Genomic DNA, 21,896 nt, shown 5'->3' with positions numbered 1-21,896 from the left:
TAAAAAATAGAAACATAACGGAAAGACCCATCCAAGTGGTAAATAATTATTTATATATTTCCCAATATGGCTTTTAAACCGCTAAAGCGCATCAACTGGATGGAAATTTCCGGCCTCCTGGTCGGAATCTTCTTTACCGTTGCTATCATGATTTTTGGCATTGTGCTTTACGCAAAGCTTTTCTCATCTGGTATGATCGGCGTGGAAGAATACAAACTCCACAGTAGGTTCGAAAAGGCGTTCGGCTTACGCCCCGGAACCCGTGTCCAGATTAGCGGTGTAGACGTGGGCCAGATTTCCGACATGGAAATTGAAGGCGAAGGCGTCAAGATGGAATTCATCATCCGCAAGCAATACCAGAACTGGATTACCGACAGCGCCAAGGTGTTCGCCATCCGTGACCAGAACCTGATTTCGGCCCGTGTTGTTAACATCGACGTGAACCGCGGCAAGGGACGAGTACTGGAGGATGGAGAATTCTTACCTCCGGGCCAGGCGCAGGATATCGAAACCGTTCTTGAAACGGCAAACGAACTTCTGGGACGCGTAAACGTACTTGTCAACGCTGCCGACACCCTACTCTCCATGGCAATGGATACGGGAACTACCGTCGGCGCATTGTTCGGCTCCCGAGGACTTTACGACAACCTGAACCGCCAGCTAGGTCGTCTAGACGATATGACCTACATCGGCAAGAAGGTCTTATTCCAGGCAGCAGGCTTGTTTGACACGATTCAGACAGAAATGCCTCTCCTGTTAGGAAAGGTCAATATCATCGCCGACGACGTATCCGCTATGATGGGTGAACTGAAGCCCATTCCCCAGCGAATCGACGGCTTGATGGGTAGTATCGATGGTATGATGGGCAAGGTCGACAAGACTTTCGAACGTGTAGATGGAGTCCTTACCGAAGTTGGCGTACTGACAAGCGGAATCGGCGACTTTATGGAAGCCACCGAACAGACTTTGCAGAATGCCGACGACCTTATGGCAGGAATCTCCAACATGTGGATAGTCCGCAGATCCATGCCCTCCAAGGATAGCGTGCCCTTCATGGTGGAGACCCTATGGTAAAGAAACTGCCTAAGTTCCGCCTTGCCCGCACAGCAGCCGTCGCCATGGGAATCGCCCTGGCCGCCACTTCTTTCGCAGAAGCCTCCGAATCGGGAATTCTTGCTGCAAGAGCCCAGCGTTCCTTCAGCAACGGAAAGTTCGCCAAGGGTTACGGCCAGCTGGAAAGAGCTCTTCTCGCCAGCCGCAAAGAATCCGACCTATTTTCTGAAGGTCGAGTTCTGATTAACATGGCACGAATCCGCACCATCAGCCTTGACCTAAACCTGGCAGATTCTCTGCTTACCGTTGTCAGGCCCGAAGCCCTGGACGTCAGCACCTTGGTGCAGCTGGTCACCGCAAAGGCCGCCATCGCAAACGCCCGAGGCGACTACCAGAAGGCAAACAAGAACTGCGAATCCATCGTTGCAGACTCGCTAAAGAATGCGCAAGAAACTGCACAGGCCGCTTATTATAGCGAATGCGCCATTGCCCAGGCTGGGGCACGTCAGATGGATGCCGCCAATGAATCCCTCAAGATGGTCGGAAAGCGAACCGACAAGAAGGGCGGGTTCTATGCCTTTACCGCAGCCCGCATCGCAGACATCTCTGGCAACGCCGAAGCAGACTCCCTCTACCGCATCGCCGAAGCCAAGGCAATCCAGGCAAACCTCCCCTTTACCACGGCAACGATTCTGTACTTGCGTTCCCAGCTGAAGTCTACGCCTAAAAAAGAAGCCGAAGACCTGAAGTTGCGTTGCAAGAATGCGTTCGAACTGATCGGCCTCCCCAACAACGCAAAACGTTGTTCTAAATAAAATTTTTCAGAATTTATATAAGCAAGAAAGCCTTCCTTACGGAAGGCTTCTATTTTTTAAAGTCAGCTGTTTTTAGTTCGACGTAGAATCCGGAAAAGCCACGGCAACGGAATCGCTAGGCGGCTCAACACTGTCAGTCTTGACTTCCGGTTCCTCAACCTTCTTCATAGCCAGCAATTCCCTGTACACAAGGCCAGGATGCATCTTACCCTCCACCATGGCATTCATGAGGAACTTCACCCTCTGATAGGTTTCATTCTTCTCGGGATCGCCAACCATACCTTTATATCCAAGAAGTCGAAGAACCTTGGAATAAAAACCTTCCCTGAACTTCTTGAAGCGAGGTTGCATCATGTCATTCAGCACTGATTCCAGGGCCATTTCGGTCTGCATGGTATCCAGCTCAAAACTGCGGTAGATGGTACGGATATGGGGCGGAATAGTGGTATCGGGGCTATCGAAATAACGGCGCATCACGTTTGCGGCCTCGGTCTTGTTCGGATGGGGACCGCGAGCAAGACGCATGGCATAGTAGAGCGAATAGCGCCAGTTTTCAGGATAGACTTTACTGGCCCTGCGAAGCACCACAAAGTCAGAAGTATCCTGAGCATCGACAGGAGTGATACCGCCAACAAAATAGTAGGGGGTATTAAAAAGGCTATCCAACTCCGTGCAAAGATTTGCCACATGACCCAGATAGGCATACTCCTTACCCGTCAGGAAGCTTTCACCCAGTTCGGTAAGACCCTTGATCCAGAAAAGCCCCGCCACAGATGCATCGTGACCGGCAGCCACATAGCGAACAGAAGAGGCCTTGGGCAAGAAGGATTCGTCGAAATTGGTACTGGGAAGAGGCTTTGCCATACGGAAAGCCACCGCCACGAGGGCTACTGCAACAACGATTACCGCAATAAACCTAACAGACCGCATTCGACTACCTCAACCTTGTTCCTAGATCTGGCAAGCTTCAGCCAGACGTTCCAGGGCGTCAACGCATTCGTTAGCGAAGTTTTCGGGCTTTTCGCTACGCTGGTAAGCGAAATTCAGACCACTGGAGCTGTTCAGCACATGGAACTTGCGCTTGCCGCCACCGTTCTTGATTGCGGTAAGTACAGTCTTTGCATCGCCACCCTGACCACCGGGCACACCAGGAATGGAAACGCCAGGAATCAGGAAGGGAATTTCGTGCTGGTGGGCAACACAGTAGGCGGTAATCTTTTCAAGTTCTTCGGGATGAGTTGCACCGACCACAGCACCGAAGAAGCCCTTGTCGCCGTCCCATTCAAAGATCTTGTCGGCAACAGAGTAGAAGGCTTCGTTCACGTCGCGGGGATCGTCACTACCGATAACAGGCATATCCTGGAAATCGTGAGCGCCCTTGTTGCTGGTACGGAGCAGCACGTAAGCACCGTTCTCGGAATTTTCGCGAACAAAGGGATTCACGGAATCGGAACCCATCCACGGGGAAACGGTCACCACGTCAGCCTTGTACACGTCAAAGGCGGCGGTAGCGTAGGCAGCGCTGGACTTACCGATATCACCGCGCTTGGCATCGAGAATCACGGGAATGCCAGCACTCTTGTAATCAGCAATGAGCTGCTGCAAGGTGAGCATGGCCTGCACGCTGACGCATTCGTAGTAAGCGCTATTGGGCTTGACTACAGCGGGCTGCACATTGCGCTTCAGGCAGCATTCCAGAATTTCGGAATAGAAACGCTTGATCTTGTCTTCGGCAGAACCTGCAGAAACACAAGGGTCAATCAGCTTCATCACCGGATCCATGCCCATGCAAACCGGGTTGCCGCACTTGGCGACGCGCTGTTCTAGACGTTCATGAAAGTTCATTATAAACCTCAGCTATTTCCGTTTTACTTCAGTTCGTCCAGGATCTGGGCGGCTTCGTAAGAAAGGATGCCGTGAGCCACAGCAACATTCAGGGATTCCAGATCGCTACTCATGGGGATCTTGACGGTTTCGTCAGCCAGTTCAATGAAGTAGGGATTGGTGCCAGCACCTTCGTTACCCACCAGGAAAGCCATCTTGCGGAGCTTATGCTGGGGAATTTCGCGGAGGGACTGCTTACCGTGAAGATCAGTAGCAATAATGGTGTAACCCTTGCTGCGGAGGAAGTTGATCTGGTCAATCAGGTCAACATCAAATTCGAAAGGCACGCGGAGGAAAGTACCCGAGGAACCACGAACAACCTTGGGGTTGAAGGGGCTAACGGTACCGCGACCGAGAATCATACCATCGGAACCGAAACCGAGGCTGGTACGGAAGAGAGTACCCAAGTTACCCGGATCCTGCACGGCGTCCACGAGAGTGAGGATGCTACGGCTGGATTCATAGGCGGGCTTCTTGCTGGCAATGCGGGCCACGGCAATCACACCCTGGGGGGTAACGGTAGAAGACAGACGCTTCATCTGGTCTTCAGTCAAGATGTTAATCTTGATTTCAGCTTCATTAATGGTTTCGATCAAGCCTTCGTCAGCGAAACCTTCGACAGCATAAACGCCAACCACCAATTCACGATGATGGGAAACCAGTTCCTGCACAACGTGAACGCCTTCACCAATGAAACGGCCTTCGCGTTCGCGGCCCTTTTCGGTGGTGAGAGCCAGGAGCTTCTTGAACCAAGGCGGGTTGAAGTTTACATCTTCGCTAACTTCAGCCTGGGCTACGCGTGCTTCCAGTGCGGCTTCGTCCAGAACTTCTTCCACAGCTTCTACAGGCTGTTCTTCAGGACGCTGACGGTAAATGGGGCGGCTAAATTCACGACGTTCGCCACCATCGCGGTTAAAGGGCTTGCGGTCGCCACGGAAGGGGCGGTCACCGAAAGAACGGGGGCGACGGTCACGATTGAAGGGGCGGTCTTCGCGGTTGAAGGAACGGCCTTCACCTTCTGCGCCTTCATGGTTGAATTCACGACGGTCATCGTCGCGACGGGGGCGGTCACCAAAGGGACGGTCACCGAAACGGCGTTCGCCGCGGTCACCAAAAGGTTTGCGGTCACCGAACTTGCGATCACCAAAACGGCGTTCGCCACGGTCACCAAACTTTCTGTCGCCAAAAGACTTGCGGTCGCCACGGCCTTCACGGGAGTCACGGCTATCGCCGTCACGACGGGGGTTACGACGGTCAGCAGCTTCGCTGACGCCGAACTTGCGGTTCAATGTGGCCTTTACGGTGCGGTTTTCGTTATTTTCTTCGCTCATAGTTTTTCCATTATTTGTTTGGCGACGGATTCCCCGTCAATATTCAAAAGTTTGTAGAGGGCCGAAATTTCGCCCTGTTCAACGAATTTGTCCGGAAGTCCGAAGCGGAGCAAACGTTTGTCCGTAATTCCGAGATCCATAAGCAGTTCGCCGATAGCAGAACCAAAACCACCAACTAAGGTATTGTCTTCGAGAGTTACAATAGTCTTGTGGCTTTCGAAGAGTGCGCGGTAGCATTCTTCGTCCAAGGGTTTGATGATGCGAGCATCCACGAGAGTCGGGTTGTAACCGTTCTCACGCAAGACACTTGCAGTCTTCTTCAGTTCGTTAGTCATGAAGCCTGCACCCAAGAGCAAGATATCCTTACCCTGTTCAAGAACCTTGGGCAGTTTCGCATCAAAGTTCTCAGTTGCAGGTTCCAAAGTTTCTGCCAAGGCAGTACCGCGAGGATAGCGGATCGCCACAGGCCCTTCCATGTCGATAGAAGCCTGGATCATATCCCGAAGTTCATTCTCGTTAGACGGAGCCAGGATGGTAATTCCCGGAACCGTACGCAAGAACGACAAGTCAAAAACGCCATGATGGGTAGGACCATCGGCCCCCACCAAACCGGCGCGGTCAAGCACCATCACCACATGCAAATTCTGCAGGGCGATGTCATGCATGATCTGGTCGTAGGCGCGCTGCATAAAGGAGGAGTAGATTGCCACTACAGGCACCACACCATCACAGGCAAGACCAGACGCAAAAGTCAGAGCGTGTTCTTCGGCAATACCCACATCGATAACGCGATCAGGAAGTTCCTTGGCAACGATATCCATGCCGCAGCCCGTGGGCATTGCAGCCGTAATACCGATGACACGGTTATCCTTCTTCGCAATTTCAAGAAGGGTCTTACCAAAGATGCTGGTAAGAGACGGATTGGGCTTACCCGGAGCCAGGGGCAGACCACTTTCAGGATCGAAGGGACCGCAACCATGGAACTTGGTGGGGTTAGCTACAGCCGCAGACATACCACGGCCTTTTTCCGTCAGCACATGAACGAGGCAAGGCCCGGGCTGGGACTTGACTCGCTCCAGAATCATAATCAATTCATCGATGTCATGACCATCGATAGGACCAAAGTAGCGGACGCCCAGATCTTCAAAGAACTGACCGGGCTTCACAGCCGTCTTGGCCGCACTTTCCACCTGCAGGAACAGATCGCGGAAACGGGAACCCAGAATACCGGGAAGACGCTTCATCAGGCGGTCCAGGTCCGTACGCATCTTGTTGTAAACCGGATCGGAAATCACACGGTTCAGATACTTGCTAAAGCCGCCGACATTGGGCGCAATGCTCATCTTGTTATCGTTCAAGATGATGGTCATGTTCTGCTTAGAAATGCCAGCATTGTTCAGAGCTTCATAAGCCATACCGCCGGTCATGGAGCCATCACCAATAACAGCCACCACGTTGTTCTTGCGCTTGAAGTGGTTACGGGCAACAGCAAAACCCAGAGCAGCAGAAATGGAAGTGGTTGCATGACCTGCACCATAGCAGTCATACTCACTTTCGTTACGCTTCAGGAAGCCCGAAATACCGCCCTGCTGACGCAAGGTACCGAAGCGATCGATACGGCCAGTCAGAAGCTTGTGAACATAAGCCTGATGACCCACATCCCAGACAATCTTGTCTTCGGGAGCGTTGTACACATAGTGCAGCGCAAGAGTCAGTTCCACTACACCAAGGCTCGAAGCCAAATGGCCGCCATGCTTAGAAACCTGACCAATGATGGTCTCGCGAATCTGGGAGGCCAACTGTTCAAGTTCCTTCACAGAACAATGCTTAATGTCCTGAGGCGACTTAATGCTCTTAAGGTCCATTATTTAACTCGGGTAATGATGAAAGCTGCGACAGAGCGAAGGATCGTGGTATCGTACTTAAGACCGTCCAATGCCTTGATAGACTCGTCATAAAGTTCGCGAGCCCTTTCCCTGGACTTTTCCAGACCAACCAGAGCCGGGTAGGTTGCCTTGCCCTTCTCGATATCGGAACCGGCGTCCTTGCCCAGTTCTTCGGTGGTAGAAACGATGTCCAGGATATCATCGACAATCTGGAAAGCCAGACCGATAGAACGGCCATAGTCGCGAATAATCTTGATTTCGTCTTCGGTTGCGTTTGCCAGACGGGCACCCACTTCCAGAGAAGCTTCCAGGAGAGCGGCAGTCTTGTGGTAATGGATATAGTCCACAGTTGCCAGATCAACAGCCTTACCTTCGGATTCGATGTCGATCATTTCGCCACCGATCATACCATAGGTACCCAGCAGGTGAGCCAGGATTTCGATAGCCTTGGCATTGCCGGTCTTGCCCATCATTTCAAAAGCATGGATGCAGAGGGCATCGCCAGCCATCACGGCGGTAGCTTCGCCAAACTGCTTATGGCTAGTGGGCTTGCCGCGACGGAAGTCGTCGTTATCGACGCAGGGCAGATCGTCGTGAATCAGGGAGAACGTATGGAGCATTTCCAAGGCGCTCATGGCGTAATCCACAGAGTTTCCCTTACCGCCGAACATGTCAAACGCAGCCTTGACCAAGGCCGGGCGCAAACGCTTGCCACCTGCAAACATGGAATAGCGCATAGCCTCATGAAGGCGACAGGGCTGATCCGTCACAGGGGGGAGTAATTCATCAAACTTCTTTTCCGCTTCCTTGGAGACGCGGGAAAGGTAATCCAGGGCAATAGCCGCTTCTTTTTCAAGAGATTCCATATTTACCAAATTTACATAAAAAAAGACCCCCACAAAAGGGGCCATTCCTTTAAATGAAGCGTTTGAAGCTAGAAAAGCACACCATAAAGTTTAACGTCATCCACATAGACTTCATTCTTCGGACTCAGGTAACAGTTGTCCTTGCAACCCGGGAAGAAATGAATCTGACGGACGCCGTTCTTTACGCGCTCCCAAGTACTCTTGCAATCCTTCTTTTCGTCATTATCGATGCAAAGTTCTGAAGGCTTGATTACAATACGCTTCCAGCTTGAATCCAGGGAAATCCTGGATGAGGCAGCCTTGGTACCCTTATCATAGTTCTCCCAATTTTCGAGAGTCACCCTGATGTTGCCATCGCCCTTGGCATAGAATGCGATGGAATCAAGATCCGAAAGATTCAGCGTTTCCTTAAACTGAGTTCCCAGCAGAACCCATGCGTAAGGATCAAAGGCAACCGAGTACTTTCCATGGAATACGGTAGATCCGCGAGAAGAATCCGCTTCTAGGTAATCGGCAATCTTATGGGAAGAATCAGCCTTGCCGTTCTTGTAGAAAGAGGACCCCTTCCACAGAGTATCGACACTCATGTACCAACGCGTATCGTCTTCTTCAAAGTCGTAAAGAAGTACCGACGGCTTTTCAGACTTGGAAACCTTAGAAGTCTTTACAGTCCAGTCAACAAAGGGTTTGGTTCCGTCATTATGAACAAAGTAAACTTTTAAGGAATCGTTAGCAGGAAGCGCAGGCAGCACATAGGCGCCAGACGCATCCGTCTTTACCAGTTCATCAAGGCCATAAACTCCAACCCAGGCAAAATCTTCGTCGGCAGTCAAGGTCACATTGCTGGAGTAGCTTACCGAAGTAGTCAACGTAATAGAATCAACATCCTTCAGCTCTTCTGCAGAATAAACTCTGGAATAGGACTGGCTTCCCGAAGTGACAGTCAGACGGTAATCGCCAGACTTAGGCCATTCCATATCAAAACGTCCATTCTCGTCGGCATACTTATCTGCAACAACCATGAAGCTCCTGACAAAACGAATTTCGCCAACGCTATCAAGGGATCTCAGGGCAACCGTGGCATAAGCCGCCGGAGAGCCGTTCTGAAGCAGCACGGAAACCTTGGGCAGAGAATCGGCAACCACCTCCGAAGAATCCGTTACGGAACTGTCAATTTCTACGGGAGTCTTATAGTTGTACTGCACCTGTTCGTAGGGCTGCAGGAACACGGACTCACGTCCCAGGTCTTCCTCATAGCCGTCATCCATGAAATACAACTGCAAGGTGTCGTTAGCAGGAATTGCCGGAATAAAGAATACACCATTGGAATCAGAACGCACCAGCACATCAGTGCCGACAACGCCAACCCATACCGCCTTGCTGCCTTCAGGAATATCGGCAACACCCGTCAGGGTTGCAATAGCAGAAAGGTCTACAACCCCTTCCAGAGAATCCAGAGCCTGATAGCTCTCATGAGAAACAATCTTTGTATAGGCAGAACCGTCATAGGACACGGTCATACGGTATTCGCCAGAGTCGGGCACGGTCAATGCAAAGCGGCCAACACTATCGGTAACCGTCGTCGCCACGGCGACCACCATAACTTCTTCCTTAGCCTCGGGTACGGTATAGTCAACCTGATGCAAGGACACGCTGGCATTAGAAACAGGAACGCCACCAACACGGGCAACGATACCATTGGTAGTAATACTACCCGGTCCACCAGCGAGATTATTTCCGGAATTGGAAGGATTATCGGAGCAGGCAAAAAACGACGCTACCAATGGTAGCGACAAAGGCAAAACAAACTTTTTCAGCAACTGGCTGTTCATTTTTCCTTCTCCTGCAACGGTTTTGTAAAGGCAAGAGGGAACAACTGGATATTCAGCTGGAAAACCGTGTTGTCGCCTTCGCCTTCCTGAGATAAACGTAGTAAATCCGTTCGAAATTCATTAATCTTTTCGCGAATCAACTGGATATCATCCATGTTGAACGTCATGGTGACAGTGCTGATATCTCGCAGGTGCGGTGCATGACGTTCCAGCGACTCCCCTGCCAGGGCGATAGTGTCTTTCTGGAACTGTCGAACAGCGGCAGAGCGCCAGTTTCCGCCGGTACTCACGAAGGTATCGTTTACCTTCCAGAAGCCGTCGCGGTCTGTTGAAATCATGTTCAGTTCGTAAAGCAACTGAACGGCCGCTTTCGCCTCGTCCTCGGTAATCTGGGGAGTGCAGCATTCGGCTAGGCCTTGATAGTCATCCTTGAACTTGCAAATACCGATAATGGAACGGATTGCGTTGTAGTACCAGTGGCGGTAGAATTCCAGTTCCTTCTTCTGCAGAAGCTTGAGAGACACACCCTTTAAAGCCTGCATACGTTCGTAATGCTGCAAGGCTTCGTTGTCAGTCTTGGCTCGGCCAAAGAAAACCATTTCTGTCCAGTAGGCAGTTTCCTTTTCATCCAGTTCGAAGAACTGAGCCGCCGGCTCGATAAGCGCGGTAGAAAGGTGAATCTTGCCCTGGGAAACACGAAGCAGATTACCAGGATCGGCACCCATCTTCATAGCCATATAACGCCACGAAATCACAGTCTTGCGCTGCTTAAAGTCATCGAATGCGTCACGTAACCACTCGCGGTAGTCGGTATATTCAAAAATCTGCTTCATACAGAAAAAGATAAATCAGCCCGATGAGAAATCCCACCACCGCAGACTAATCTCCGTTGTGAAACTTTACAACGATATCCAGGTCCTTGCTGCAGGTTGCCTTCCACCGACATTCGGGGGCGGAATTTCTTTCCGCATCGACGCAAACCCCAGTAAAATAAAGGGTTCCAGCCTCTTCCTTTGATTTTCCGTATGCCACTCTGTATGCAAGATCCGCCACCGGCGAAGCCTGAACCAAATCCTCGCCCATCAGTTTAGCCGTGAGCCGAATCACACAATTATCCTTGGTGGGCATGGATTCTTCATCCTCGCCCACTCCGGGAATCCAATGAATCTGCAGGGGCCGGAACTCCGGCTCGGGGCTCTTCTTGGCGCAACCCGTTACGAGGACCGCGGCAAGAGAGCAAGCAACAGCTGCGATATAGAAGGCAGCCTTATTCATATCGTTAACGGGTACGCTTGAAGGTGGCGCTAGTCACCCTGTTGCGGCCGTTCTCCTTAGAAGCGTAAAGGGCCTTGTCAGCACGTTCGAACAGGCGCTTGGGATCTTCGCCAGCCACCATTTCGGCAATACCGAAGGAGCAGGTCACCTGCTGCTGCTTGATCAGCTGAGTATTTTCAATAGCCATACGGAGCTTTTCAGCAAGGAACTGGGCATTCTGGATCGGCGTGTCGCTGCAGAGGATCACGAATTCTTCGCCACCCCAACGGACCAGTGCATCCGTATTACGGATCTTGCTCTGGATCAGCTTGCAGAGGTTCACCAACACTTCGTCACCGACGCTATGACCATACTGGTCATTGATATGCTTGAAGTGGTCGATATCCAGAATCACGAAGGAAACAGGGCTGTCATTCTTGACCAGGTTTTCCTGTTCGCGCATCAGGATGCTGCTGAAACCGGCACGGTTGAGGCAACCGGTCAGCGGGTCTTCCTTACTGGACTTTTCGTATTCAGTCTTTTCGATTTCGAGAGCCTTCAGGTTCTTTTCCAGTTCTTCACGCTTCTTCTTGGCTGCGGCCCGTTCACGGCTATAGTCAAAGAAGCGGATGACCAGGATCATGAAGAAGGTCACGAACCACACACCGACGATGCCGGTCGTAAGGTCTTCCTTGGCGATCTTCTTGCCCTTGAAGCAGAGACCGCGGATTTCAAGAGTACCATAGCCCAGGGGAGCGTTGGTACCGGTCTGAATTTCGATCAGGGGGATGTTAGAAAGGTCTACACGAGCCTTATGAACGTCCACCTCGTTCTGAGCAACCCACCAGCCGGCCACGCGGAATTCCTGGGGAACGAACACTGCCGGATAGGTTTCATTCAGGGGGAAGAATTCTATTTCGTTGAACTTCAGTGAAGTTTCATCACCGTCGCGATAGATAGCGCTATCATAACCGCGCATGTAGAGACGGACGGAACCTTCGCCACGGGGCTTCACCCACACGAAGATACTGTCGTAATGGGAAAGATCCTTACCGCGGACCTTACCGTCTCCAAGGAAAATCTTCACGCCAGCATAAGGATAGGCGTAGCCTTCACGGAGTTCATAGTCCATGATGACAGAGGAATCCGTACGGGTCAGCTTTACAGCAGATCCGCCGCCATCCACAGAGTCAGACTGGGCGATGACGTAAGGGAAATCCGACAATTTGAGGAATTCGATATTATCTAAGCCATTTTCGTACGCAAAAAGGGCGATGGCGGTAAGAGCCAACAACACGAAAATCAGGATATTCATCCTGAACAGCACATAGATTTTCTCAAAGAGCCTAGACATAGGAAACCTATACTTGTAAGATATTGTCCCTCAAATATATAAAAATAGGGGCTAACGGGATAGCCAGCCACCCAGTTTAGCTACAAATGGGCGCAAAGTACGGGCCAAATCGGCCTGGGAATGCACATCCGGATGCCCAAGGAGGCCTGCATTATCCGTACGGACCTCCACAAATTCCAAATCCTTGTGACCGGCAGCCAGTTCGGACTGGTAAATGGCCTTTACAGTGGGAGTCAGGTCATCATTGGGCCAGATTTTTGTGGACACCAGCAGGAACTTCACCCCTTCATGGGCCTTGCGCAGTTTCTGAAGGAGCTCCGCATAAGCCTTGGAGAATTCCTTCTTGTCGCCATAAGGAGGGTTTCCCTGGAAGTCATTGATGCCAATAAAGATTACAACCACCTGGGGGTGGAAGCTGCCAAAATCCCACTTGAGGGATTCTTCGGGCAGCTTGCCAGCCAAATCCGCCGGGGCCTCACCGGGAACGGTAAATTCATAAAGGCGAGGCACCTTCCATTCAGGCACAATATTGTCGTAATTGCGGACCATGCCGCGACCGCTAAAGGCGTTCACCTGAAAATCAGCCTTGAAGCCATCGGCAAGCAGGTAGGCGTAGCTCTTGGAGGCGTTAGTCTTTTCGAAAACCAGGGACGGGTCATCGGAACCGCTACCTTCATCACCGAAGCCCACGGTAAAGGAGTCCCCAATAAATTCGATACGTCGGCCACTCTGCTTGGGAACGGAGCCAAAACTTCCGGAACCATCCAGAGAAATTCCGTAGACCTTTACGGAACCGGGATTCGTCTCGCTGATTTTCACCAGGCGATAACGGTGGGATTCACCATCTCCGGCCACCTTGACCGACTGGACCTTACGCGCACCGCTAACAAAGGCGGCAACTTCCCTTGAATCTTCTACGAGGATCCAGCGGGATTCCCCTTCCAGATCGAAATCAATAGACTTCGCCACGGCATTAAACTGGATAACTGCCGCCGGAGCGCTAGTCCTGCTGAACTGATTCTGATGATCCCAGCGGCCATTAAAAATGAAATTCTTCGCCAGTGAGCTTTCAGACAAATTATTCATAGAATTTTCCTTGGCCTGGGGAGAAGCCACAAAAGAAGCAAGTGCGAGTCCAAAGACCGCCACTTTAAAAAAAACACCTAATCTCATAAACAAAATTATAGTAATTGTCCCGACGTCCTCAAGCAAGCCTTACTAAATTGTCGTTTATGGGCGTAAACAAGTTTAAATGTTTATTTACACTGTTAGCTGTGTATGGGATGCTGCTAGGCACCTCCATTATGCCCGCATTCGCAAACAGCGAACCAGACACTTCGCAAAGCCCAGGCACCCCCGCCCCAGGTTCCGAAGGAGACACCCTCACCCGCGAAGACGCACGCATGGCCCTTCTCGTGTACAAACTTCTTCAACCCGATGGAAAATTAAAGGGAGCCAACCCGGAACGCGGGAAAAAACTTTTCAATCAAAACTGCAAGTCATGCCACGGCGAAGAAGGGCATCGACTCAACTTCGCCCACGATTACAGAAAGCCCCCGATTTTCATCGGGGACCGAGCTAGAAATGACATGCCAACTTTCTGGTATCAGATGAATTTCGGCGATGATGACCGCAACATGGAACCCTACATAGACGAATTAACACTGGATGAGTTAATCGATATAGCGGGCTATGCGCAGACCCTGCCATAAGAAAACGAATTCTAGGGTTCCTTGCCGTTAAAGACCTTCACTTCCTGAATAAAGGACAGGTCCAGCATTTCCCTTTCTTCCTTTCCATAAATCTGAATTTCAATGACCTGGGGAGACTTGGCCAGTTTCAACGCATGAACAAAGAAAATCTTTTCTTCTTCCTTGGCATTACGCTTGACAGGATCCTTGGCCTTGACGCCAACCAAGGTTCCCACAGTCTTGGCATAACGCAGCACCTTCACCAGATCGAACGTGCTCATCTTCTGATAGTTGCTGCCATACTTCGTAGAGTTCAAGGCCGTCTGCAAAGTATTTTCATCGGCATCATCTTTCAGTTCATAGTCGGGAGCCTTCGCCTCGGGCCATGCCACGACAAAGTCCTTGCGCCATTCTTCGGTAGGTGCAGGAAGACGGTTCACGTCATGCTTTTCGACAAAGGGGCAATAACCGTAGTTTTCCAGAATTTCAAAAGCCTTATGTTCCAGTTCCGGCTTCAAGATAAAACCGTAACCGGGAATGTATTCGGTCGTAGCTTCGGTAAACTGCGGGAAGCGGGAAAGTTCCGCAAGCACTTTCAGATCTTCAATTTTCAGAAGTCGAACGGTATGAACTCTGGCCCCATAATAGGAGGAGTTCCATTCCGAAATTGTAGAGGCAACATTTTCGGGAGGCTTAATCCAGTTCTTGAAATTTTCGATTTCCGCTTCAGGCAGACCACACCTTAAACCCTGAATATAAGTTTCACGGTTCAAGGCAAAGCGGAGGAACACTTCATCATTTTCAACCTTGGAAAGACTTGCCAAAGTGAAAAGCACACGAGGAGAAGTTCCCGTCGATACGATCAGTTCAAAATTGGGCAGGCAGGAAATGTTCTGTTCAGGAATAGAGGCGATAGATGTTTCCACCCAATCCTTGCCAGACTGTTCCAAGACAACACCGGCCACCTTACCGTCAACCATCTGGAATTTCACAAATCCCAGCAGCCACAATTCACGCAAGGGGCGAGGCAGGTATTCCCAAGGGAGCTCCTTGTTCTTCTCTACCATGCGGAACGTCGGGTCAAGAACCCACAGCAGATTGCAGGCGTCGGCGACAGGACGAGGCTGTTCCAAAATTTTCAGCAACTGGACGCAGTGATTGCGATCGCCGCGGAAACGTTCCTTTAGCCACCAGGACACTACATCCTGATGCAAGCGGAAACCATTCTTACGAATAAATTCAAGAGCCTTTTCAGACGGAACCAAGCAGGAGTCTTCCTGTTCCAGCCAACCATTCCCTGTCAGGAAATTGAAAATAAAGGACAGCTCGTTATCGGCAGCACGTTCAGACAGTTGCTTTGTAGACGTAAAGGAATCCACGCAAATCTGGTAACCACGACGATGGATGGTACCATTGGTATTCACCTTCAGTTCCTTGCGCAAGGCGTACGACAACACCAGGCAGATGTGCCAGTCCAGCAAGTTCTGAAAACAGGCGAACTTGGCTCTAGCCGGGAACTCCATTTCAGAAGCCATTCCAAAGCAGCCCCAGAAATTAGAGAAACCGTAGTAGACCATCGTACTACCAGTAGATGTGCGCCACAGCAAATATTCACGGCACATATCCAAAAGGAACTTCTGCAGGTCGCGTACTTTTCCAACCGGAACGGTCAGACGCAATTCATTATAAGTCAAGCCGCGGGAACCGCTATTGTAAACCAAGCTGATGCAGCGACGCTGCCATAGTTCCATCTTGCTAAACAAGTCGGCAGCACGTCTGCGATCATCAAAATAAGACAAGGCTTCGCTCTGGATCAGAGCGTTATTCAAAAGACCCTTATGTCCGAAGGCCTTCGCATGGACACCACGAAGGAGTTGCTTGGACATTCCATCAAAAAACGAATTTAAATCGTACATCAGTCACACCCTATTAGGGCGCCAAATTTAGAAAAAATAATCCGGAGCCAAAGTCTAGGACTTCACAAAAGACTTGATGTCTTCTATGGAGTCGGCAACCTTCTGCTTCATGTTCCAGATCCGCATAAAGCTCTTGCCATAATGTTCCAGCACCACGCGGTTATCAAGAATCAGAACCTTACCAGAATCTTCTTCAGAACGAATCAGACGTCCCAGCCCCTGACGCAATTCCATATAGGCTTCCGGCACATAATAATCCTTAAAGGAATTCTTACCGTCGGATTTCATCTTGGCAGAAATTCCCGCAACAAGAGGATCCATGGGATTCGGGAACGGAAGCTTAGGAATCACCAGAAGTTTCAAGGCGTCACCCGGGAAATCAACACCTTCCCACAAGCTTTGACAGCCCAAAAGGCAAGCGCCCCTTTCCTTGCGGAACATGGCAATCAGTCCATCCAGAGCACCGTCGACATGTTGGCAAAGAAGCAGTTTGCCCTTTTGCGCAAACAGCGGAGCAAGTGCCGCCTGGGCCTTCATCATCGCCGAAACGCTGGTAAAGAGAACCATGGCATTTTCTTCCACCTCCGGCAAGAACTGACATAGGGTATCGTTCAAAGCCTCGTTATATTCCGGTGCAGAAGGTTTCGGCAAATATTTAGCCACCATTACAGACTGGCGAGCATCCTTTGTAGACGATTCGTTATACACTCTAAGGAAGGGGGCCCTCTTTGGATCCTGGACGTTCAAGCCCATTCTTTCAACAAAGTAAGTCAAGTCACCCTGTACCGCCAAGGTCGCAGAAGTAAAGGTAGCAGACTTGATCCAAGGATAGAACTTTTCTTTCCAGATAGTACCGAAATTCAACGGGTAGGCATGAAGCTTTATGGTATGAGGATTAAAAGGTTCCTCCATAAAGAAGATCCAGTCTTCGCGAGCGCCCTTGGTCAGGAACTCAAAATCAGAAACGAATCTTTCGATCTCCGTCATTCGGCCATTCAGATCATGCACCAATCCAGAAACAGATTCATTGACCCAGGAAGCCATGGCGGAAAGTTTTTCTACCAGTTTCTGAACCTTGGCATACTGGTCCATAAAGCCTGCAGGATCGGCATCATATTCTGCCATCATGCTAGAAGAATACGAGAAGCCATTCTTATTTTTCTGCTTTGTCAGCTTCTTGCCGATCTTCATAAAGAAACGATGCAAGGCCTTTTCCAATTCGCCCAGGCTTTCAACCAAATTAGCGCATACCTCATGGGCTTCAGTACACTCCGCCGGAATTCCAGCCTCGATTTCTACAACGAGGCCATCCTTTTTAGTGCGGGACGGAACCATAGTCTTAATGACATTACGCAGGCCAAAGAACGACACCGTACGGCACAGCGACTGGTTGCTGATTTCAGGCAGACGGTGAGCTTCATCAAACACAATATGTTCGTAAAGCGGAAGCAGCGCAAAATCCAACGACATGTCTGCCAAGAACAGAGAATGGTTTACCAGCAGCAAATTGGAATTCATGGCACGGCGCTTTGCGGCAAGGGCTGGGCACCTGCCATAATTCGGGCACTTTTCTCCAAGGCAAGACTTTGCAGAACTTGCCATCTTGGACCAAAGCACACGATTACGTCCCTGACTAAACGAAGAGCATTCATTCACGTCACCAGTTGTCGTCGTATAGACCCAAGGTATAATAGCCATGAAGGAATCTCTTTCTTCCGGCAAGAGCATATTTTCGGGGGACGCAAGAATTGCCTCAAACTTTCTTAGGCACAAATAATTTTCGCGCCCTTTCAAAACAGAAGCCTTCAACTTGCCATTGTACAAGCAGGACAGCTGGGGAATATCGCGATTCCACAATTGTTCCTGAAGCGCACGGGTTGCCGTACTAATGACGACTCGTTCACCGGATGCAGCCTTGTTAGCGGCGGCCACTAAATACGCAAGTGATTTTCCAGAACCCGTAGGAGCCTCGATGACGCAAAGCCCACCCTTATGCATATTGCGTTCCACCACAGCGGCCAAATCCTGCTGGTTAGAACGGGGCTGATACCCAGCCATATTCTTGGCAAGAATGCCGCCTTCCTGGAAGAATTCTCCCACGCGGGGAACGTGGTTCTTTACAGGAACCTCTTCCAGGGGGACTTCCGGCAACTTGTAAGAAAATTCATTTTCGGATTCACCAGAAACGGGCCAGATTGCAGACCAGTTGGAATTGACTGCAACCTTGGAAAGGGCGTTATACAGCCAGCGGTCTTCACCCTGAATTTTTTCCAGGGACATCACAAAAAGTCTGCCGCAGGCATCGGCATCAGGCAACGCGCGGTGTGCCCGGCTCCTGGGAATATTCAATTCCTGGACCAGGGTATCCAAGCGATGATTAGGAACATTCTGGAAGGCGATACGAGAAACCGTCAAGGAATCCCACACCATATGGTTTTCAAAGGAAATACCGACCTTTGCAAAAGTCTGGGTCAGAAACTTCGAATCAAATGCGGCATTATGAGCAACAATGGGATAATCTCCGATAAAGGAATAAATCTTGCCTGCCACACCTGCAAATGATTCTGCATTTTCAAGATCGCTCTTGTATATTCCAGTCAGATTTTCAATAAAGGGGCGCAAGGAAGCCGTCGTTGGCTTGACCAGATAATCCACATCTTCAACAGGGACCCCATTTTCAAAACGGACCAACGCGACTTCGATAATTTCATCTTTTTCAAAATCAAGACCCGTTGTCTCAAGATCAATCGCAACAAAAGTCGGAATATTTCCCATATTTATCCTCACCAAAATTCTAATGCAGAGACGGAATTGCAGCCTGCAACTGGTCTAGATTATTTTCACCATTCTTCAGCTTCAATGTATCGTTAATCGCTCTCCAGGGAGACCCATAACGGAAAGGTTCAATGGAACCTCCATCAGGAATATTCTTTCCTTCCTGGGGATAATAGTAGTCCATAAAATAGGACCCTTCGACCAGTCCGTTAAACTTAAAGCGGCCCGCATTATCACAAGGTTCTATAAAATCCTTATCAGACTCGATGGAATGCAGACGGACCAGGGCACCGACCTTTGCACCGGGGACAGCACCCTGCAACGTTGCAAGTTTCAACTTCGCCACCGTTTCAAATTTCTGCAGTTTCTTGTACTTCAGTTCAACAACGGTATCACGAACGCCATTACTGTCGGCAGCCGCCAACGTCGTATCGTTATACCCCATCAAGAAGTTCATCGTAAGGTCCGTTCCCCACGGGTCAGAATTCAATACCACAAAACGCACCGGATCGATTTGCTTGACCTGAACCTCGGTCGTATCCTTGTTAACCGCCACATAGAAGGTTTCTTCTACAGAATCCAGTTTGGGCTTATTAAACAAGACGATCAGGGAATCGTCAGGGAACAGGTTCTTTGACTTCGAGACAGCCTTCACCGTACTTACCGCAGGCGGAAGCGTATCGGACTCCATCTTCTTCCATTCCCATTCCACTTCATTTCTTGCCGTATCCAAAGTTCGATAAAGCGAATCCTTTCCGGCAAGACAAGTAAACTTGTAAAGAATTTCACTTTTAGGTGCCGGATCAAAATAGAACTGCGGCTTATTGGAAGATGCTCCCAAATAAACAAACTTCGGATACACCTTCTCATTTTCAGGAGAAGTCAGGAAGCAGTTGGCAGAATCTCTAAACAGGGAATCAAAATAGACGTTTCGTGTAAAGTTCGCTTCCAGCACATTTGCAAAGGGCTGAGATACAGATTCCAGTTCCAGATGAGACGAGTCCATATCTGCCACGGCAATCCATAAGGTATCCGTTGTCTCTGCAGTCAGGTGAATATCCTGGGTCCAAACGCCAGCCTGTTCCGTTGCCAGTTCCACCTTCTGGTTACCATTGCCATCCACAAAGGCTACGACACGATACATTCCCGCCTTAAGACCCGTCAAGGTAAAATGCCCCGCACTATCGGCTCGAGTCACATACAGGGGCGGTTCCTTAAGAATCATAGGCAGAGAGTCCAGCGCCTTGGTTACAGAATCGCGGTACTTATCCAGATAATGTTTCGTTTCACGATCTGCACCCATCAGGAACAAACCCACACTGGGAAATTCCTTCTTCTTTGCCATAGCCGCATTCACAAGAACTCGGCCCGAAAGAGTCAGCGAGTCAATATAGGCTCCCGTCGAGAACACAACCTGGAAAGGCTTTGCAAGAGCATTGCCGCGCAAATCCTTGATACCACCCGCAAACGTTACTGTGTACGTCGTTCCAGAATCAAGCTCTGCACGAGACGACAACTCCAGAGTTTTGCCGCTGACGTCAAACCGCACTCTTTTATCAATCGGCGGAGAAATAGAAACAGCGCTCCTGGGAATAGAGGCGTTAATCCATTCGTCAAATTCAAGCTTTACATAAAGTTCGTTAGGATGGTTTGTCGTATACGGAGCTGGATACACCCCCGCCACACGCGGAGGCAACTTATCTTCGGGGCCACCAGACGGAGCCACCTGCGTCGCACAGGCCACAAGCAAGCTCGCAACAATCGCACCTAGAACGTATACGGTCTTAAAAAATTTCATCCTAACAACACTTTCAGACTTAATCAATCAAGTGGATAATCTTGCCCAGTCGGCTCCAGCGGATCTTGAAGGGCAGACGCCACCAGGTAAAGGGATTGGACAAGGCGAAAGACTCATCTTCATTTTCAAAAGAGAAGTAAATGACAAAAGCCTTGGCGCGCATATTACGGAGCGACACATATCCCCAATAACGACTATCTGCGGAATTATCACGGTTGTCACCCATCATGAAATACTGAGGAGTCTGAACCACATAGTAATCCATTTTTTTACCGCCGAGAGTCAAGTTCTTCCTGATTTCAAAAACAGGAGAACGAGCCACATCAGCCTTCAGCGAATCAGCCAGGGAATCAGCAACAACGGAATCCGTAACCGCAGAATCGACAACAGCGGCACTAACAGCCGATGCATTCAAAGCGTTCACATTGTCTTCCAGATCCTTCAACATAGAAGCTTCGAAACCGATGTAGCTAACTTCGCGCATCAGCCCACCCTTGGCATGGGGATCCAGCATAGGCAAATAGCAGATACGGGCCAGTTCCCTGAAATAGGCGAAGCTCATCACCCCAGAAACGGTGTCCCCCTGGGTCACACGCTGCTGAAGGATAGTACGATTGCGGCGGAACAGTTCATTCATGGCCAGCCCGCGGTCATTTTCTACCGGTATGCGGAAGTTCTCGAAATCGTAGTTATTGCTTTCGACACCATCCTTCCACAGAGAAATATCAAGCTTGACGGAGTCATCCGGATTTTCCTGGGCGACAAGGGAACGCAACCACCAGAGCTTATCCAACGGCAGGGAATTCACATACAGAGTATCACCTACAGACGGCACAACAAAAGGTTCTCGTTCGTCACGAGGAGACATGGTTCGAACCGTACTAGTCCATTTACCACGTCCGGGCAAGGTATCCTGCTTAACACCATTCACATAAAGACGACCGCCATGAACGGCAACCGTATCGCCACTCACGGCCACACAGCGCTTGATGTAATCCTTCGGACCATCGCCATAATGAACTAAGTGAGGCTGTCCCTCTTCAGGTTCATGATCCCAGTAGAAATTGCCAAGCATCAAGGCGTTAAAGAGATGAGTATAGCGGCGAGGATTACCATCGGGATATTCAGGTTCCCCGGGATAACGGAAAATTGCCACATCCCCAGGCACGGGATCGGTAATAGCAGGGAACTTCTGATTTCCAAAAGGTATGGGAGAGCCATAGGTAAACTTCAAACCGAGAAGGAAGTCTCCTGTTTTCAGCGTATCTTCCATAGATCCGCTAGGAATCTGGAATGCCTGAATCACATATTGGATTACAATCAACGCCAGAGCAATGGGAACAATTATTTCCCTAAACAAGCCCTTCACAAAACCCTTCACAGAAAAAACTTTCTTCTCTTGCAAGTTGTCCTTCATCTTATTTTCCAAATTAAAATCTGA

At 50.0% G+C, this 21,896-nt stretch carries 17 protein-coding genes; 3 read left to right on the top strand and 14 right to left on the bottom strand.

Annotated features, from left to right (window positions below; genetic code table 11):
* Positions 1 to 66: 66 nt before the first annotated feature.
* Both BUB94_RS08155 and BUB94_RS08150 read left to right on the top strand, forming a co-directional pair.
* On the top strand, positions 67 to 1,074 hold the full coding sequence (locus tag BUB94_RS08155; RefSeq protein ID WP_073235830.1) for an MlaD family protein: 1,008 nt from the start codon (positions 67 to 69) through the stop codon (positions 1,072 to 1,074).
* Positions 1,068 to 1,868, top strand: a complete 801-nt coding sequence (locus BUB94_RS08150) for a hypothetical protein (protein WP_073159012.1) — start codon at positions 1,068 to 1,070, stop codon at positions 1,866 to 1,868. Before BUB94_RS08155 ends, BUB94_RS08150 begins: the two co-directional genes overlap by 7 nt.
* Positions 1,869 to 1,940: 72 nt before the next feature.
* Here the strand turns inward: BUB94_RS08150 and BUB94_RS08145 are convergent, their stop codons facing one another.
* The 10 genes from BUB94_RS08145 to BUB94_RS08100 all read right to left on the bottom strand — a co-directional run bounded on the left by BUB94_RS08145 (position 1,941) and on the right by BUB94_RS08100 (position 13,448).
* Positions 1,941 to 2,798 (bottom strand): hypothetical protein, encoded by an 858-nt coding sequence (locus BUB94_RS08145; RefSeq protein ID WP_073159014.1) that lies wholly within the window; start codon positions 2,796 to 2,798, stop codon positions 1,941 to 1,943.
* 21 nt (positions 2,799 to 2,819) lie between these two features.
* Positions 2,820 to 3,713, bottom strand: a complete 894-nt coding sequence (gene pyrF / locus BUB94_RS08140) for an orotidine-5'-phosphate decarboxylase (RefSeq protein ID WP_073159016.1) — start codon at positions 3,711 to 3,713, stop codon at positions 2,820 to 2,822.
* Positions 3,714 to 3,736: 23 nt separating this feature from the next.
* A complete protein-coding gene (locus BUB94_RS08135; protein ID WP_073235828.1) occupies positions 3,737 to 5,083 on the bottom strand; it encodes a TrmH family RNA methyltransferase in 1,347 nt (448 codons plus the stop codon).
* Positions 5,080 to 6,948 carry a 1-deoxy-D-xylulose-5-phosphate synthase gene (gene dxs / locus BUB94_RS08130; protein WP_073235826.1) on the bottom strand — a complete coding sequence of 623 codons (1,869 nt, stop codon included), beginning with the start codon at positions 6,946 to 6,948 and terminating at the stop codon, positions 5,080 to 5,082. Before dxs ends, BUB94_RS08135 begins: the two co-directional genes overlap by 4 nt.
* Positions 6,948 to 7,835: a polyprenyl synthetase family protein gene (locus tag BUB94_RS08125; RefSeq protein WP_083538187.1), complete on the bottom strand. Its 888-nt coding sequence runs from the start codon at positions 7,833 to 7,835 to the stop codon at positions 6,948 to 6,950. Before BUB94_RS08125 ends, dxs begins: the two co-directional genes overlap by 1 nt.
* A 68-nt stretch (positions 7,836 to 7,903) precedes the next feature.
* Complete coding sequence (locus BUB94_RS08120) at positions 7,904 to 9,667, bottom strand: hypothetical protein (RefSeq protein WP_073235824.1); 1,764 nt, start codon at positions 9,665 to 9,667, stop codon at positions 7,904 to 7,906.
* Positions 9,664 to 10,500 (bottom strand): TIGR02147 family protein, encoded by an 837-nt coding sequence (locus tag BUB94_RS08115; protein WP_073159024.1) that lies wholly within the window; start codon positions 10,498 to 10,500, stop codon positions 9,664 to 9,666. Before BUB94_RS08115 ends, BUB94_RS08120 begins: the two co-directional genes overlap by 4 nt.
* A gap of 46 nt (positions 10,501 to 10,546) precedes the next feature.
* Complete coding sequence (locus BUB94_RS08110) at positions 10,547 to 10,942, bottom strand: hypothetical protein (RefSeq protein ID WP_073159026.1); 396 nt, start codon at positions 10,940 to 10,942, stop codon at positions 10,547 to 10,549.
* A 4-nt stretch (positions 10,943 to 10,946) separates the two neighbouring features.
* Positions 10,947 to 12,275 (bottom strand): GGDEF domain-containing protein, encoded by a 1,329-nt coding sequence (locus tag BUB94_RS08105; RefSeq protein ID WP_073159027.1) that lies wholly within the window; start codon positions 12,273 to 12,275, stop codon positions 10,947 to 10,949.
* Positions 12,276 to 12,326: 51 nt separating this feature from the next.
* A complete protein-coding gene (locus tag BUB94_RS08100; RefSeq protein ID WP_254793708.1) occupies positions 12,327 to 13,448 on the bottom strand; it encodes a GDSL-type esterase/lipase family protein in 1,122 nt (373 codons plus the stop codon).
* 59 nt (positions 13,449 to 13,507) lie between these two features.
* Between BUB94_RS08100 and BUB94_RS08095 the strand changes: the two genes are divergently transcribed.
* The gene (locus tag BUB94_RS08095) at positions 13,508 to 13,987 is read left to right on the top strand and encodes a c-type cytochrome (protein WP_073159031.1); all 480 of its coding nucleotides are present in this window, start codon (positions 13,508 to 13,510) and stop codon (positions 13,985 to 13,987) included.
* 11 nt (positions 13,988 to 13,998) lie between these two features.
* Here BUB94_RS08095 and BUB94_RS08090 read toward each other — a convergent pair whose 3' ends face one another.
* The 4 genes from BUB94_RS08090 to lepB form a co-directional block, all read right to left on the bottom strand.
* Entirely contained in the window at positions 13,999 to 15,852 is a 1,854-nt protein-coding gene (locus BUB94_RS08090) for a hypothetical protein (protein WP_254793707.1), read from the bottom strand.
* Between the two features lie 84 nt (positions 15,853 to 15,936).
* A complete protein-coding gene (locus tag BUB94_RS08085) occupies positions 15,937 to 18,657 on the bottom strand; it encodes a helicase C-terminal domain-containing protein (protein WP_073235816.1) in 2,721 nt (906 codons plus the stop codon).
* Positions 18,658 to 18,676: 19 nt separating this feature from the next.
* Complete coding sequence (locus BUB94_RS08080) at positions 18,677 to 20,455, bottom strand: Ig-like domain-containing domain (protein WP_073235913.1); 1,779 nt, start codon at positions 20,453 to 20,455, stop codon at positions 18,677 to 18,679.
* Between the two features lie 19 nt (positions 20,456 to 20,474).
* Positions 20,475 to 21,872, bottom strand: coding sequence for a signal peptidase I (gene lepB, locus BUB94_RS08075; protein WP_073235911.1), 1,398 nt, complete (start codon positions 21,870 to 21,872; stop codon positions 20,475 to 20,477).
* Positions 21,873 to 21,896: the final 24 nt, after the last annotated feature.

Source organism: Fibrobacter sp. UWH9, assembly GCF_900129715.1.
Classification (GTDB): Bacteria; Fibrobacterota; Fibrobacteria; order Fibrobacterales; family Fibrobacteraceae; genus Fibrobacter.
Note: the sequence above shows the minus strand (reverse complement) of the source record. Positions and strands in the feature narration are given on the sequence as shown.

Bases quoted from the DNA above. Each gene is read 5' to 3' on its own strand.
- BUB94_RS08155 (WP_073235830.1), top strand. From the start codon at position 67: ATGGCTTTTAAACCGCTAAAGCGCATCAACTGGATGGAAATTTCCGGC.
- BUB94_RS08110 (WP_073159026.1), bottom strand. From the start codon at position 10,942: ATGAATAAGGCTGCCTTCTATATCGCAGCTGTTGCTTGCTCTCTTGCC.
- BUB94_RS08095 (WP_073159031.1), top strand. From the start codon at position 13,508: ATGGGCGTAAACAAGTTTAAATGTTTATTTACACTGTTAGCTGTGTAT.
- dxs (WP_073235826.1), bottom strand. From the start codon at position 6,948: ATGGACCTTAAGAGCATTAAGTCGCCTCAGGACATTAAGCATTGTTCT.
- BUB94_RS08085 (WP_073235816.1), bottom strand. From the start codon at position 18,657: ATGGGAAATATTCCGACTTTTGTTGCGATTGATCTTGAGACAACGGGT.
- pyrF (WP_073159016.1), bottom strand. From the start codon at position 3,713: ATGAACTTTCATGAACGTCTAGAACAGCGCGTCGCCAAGTGCGGCAAC.
- BUB94_RS08135 (WP_073235828.1), bottom strand. From the start codon at position 5,083: ATGAGCGAAGAAAATAACGAAAACCGCACCGTAAAGGCCACATTGAAC.
- lepB (WP_073235911.1), bottom strand. From the start codon at position 21,872: ATGAAGGACAACTTGCAAGAGAAGAAAGTTTTTTCTGTGAAGGGTTTT.
- BUB94_RS08105 (WP_073159027.1), bottom strand. From the start codon at position 12,275: ATGTCTAGGCTCTTTGAGAAAATCTATGTGCTGTTCAGGATGAATATC.
- BUB94_RS08090 (WP_254793707.1), bottom strand. From the start codon at position 15,852: ATGTCCAAGCAACTCCTTCGTGGTGTCCATGCGAAGGCCTTCGGACAT.
- BUB94_RS08080 (WP_073235913.1), bottom strand. From the start codon at position 20,455: ATGAAATTTTTTAAGACCGTATACGTTCTAGGTGCGATTGTTGCGAGC.
- BUB94_RS08125 (WP_083538187.1), bottom strand. From the start codon at position 7,835: ATGGAATCTCTTGAAAAAGAAGCGGCTATTGCCCTGGATTACCTTTCC.
- BUB94_RS08100 (WP_254793708.1), bottom strand. From the start codon at position 13,448: ATGAGATTAGGTGTTTTTTTTAAAGTGGCGGTCTTTGGACTCGCACTT.
- BUB94_RS08150 (WP_073159012.1), top strand. From the start codon at position 1,068: ATGGTAAAGAAACTGCCTAAGTTCCGCCTTGCCCGCACAGCAGCCGTC.
- BUB94_RS08145 (WP_073159014.1), bottom strand. From the start codon at position 2,798: ATGCGGTCTGTTAGGTTTATTGCGGTAATCGTTGTTGCAGTAGCCCTC.
- BUB94_RS08120 (WP_073235824.1), bottom strand. From the start codon at position 9,667: ATGAACAGCCAGTTGCTGAAAAAGTTTGTTTTGCCTTTGTCGCTACCA.
- BUB94_RS08115 (WP_073159024.1), bottom strand. From the start codon at position 10,500: ATGAAGCAGATTTTTGAATATACCGACTACCGCGAGTGGTTACGTGAC.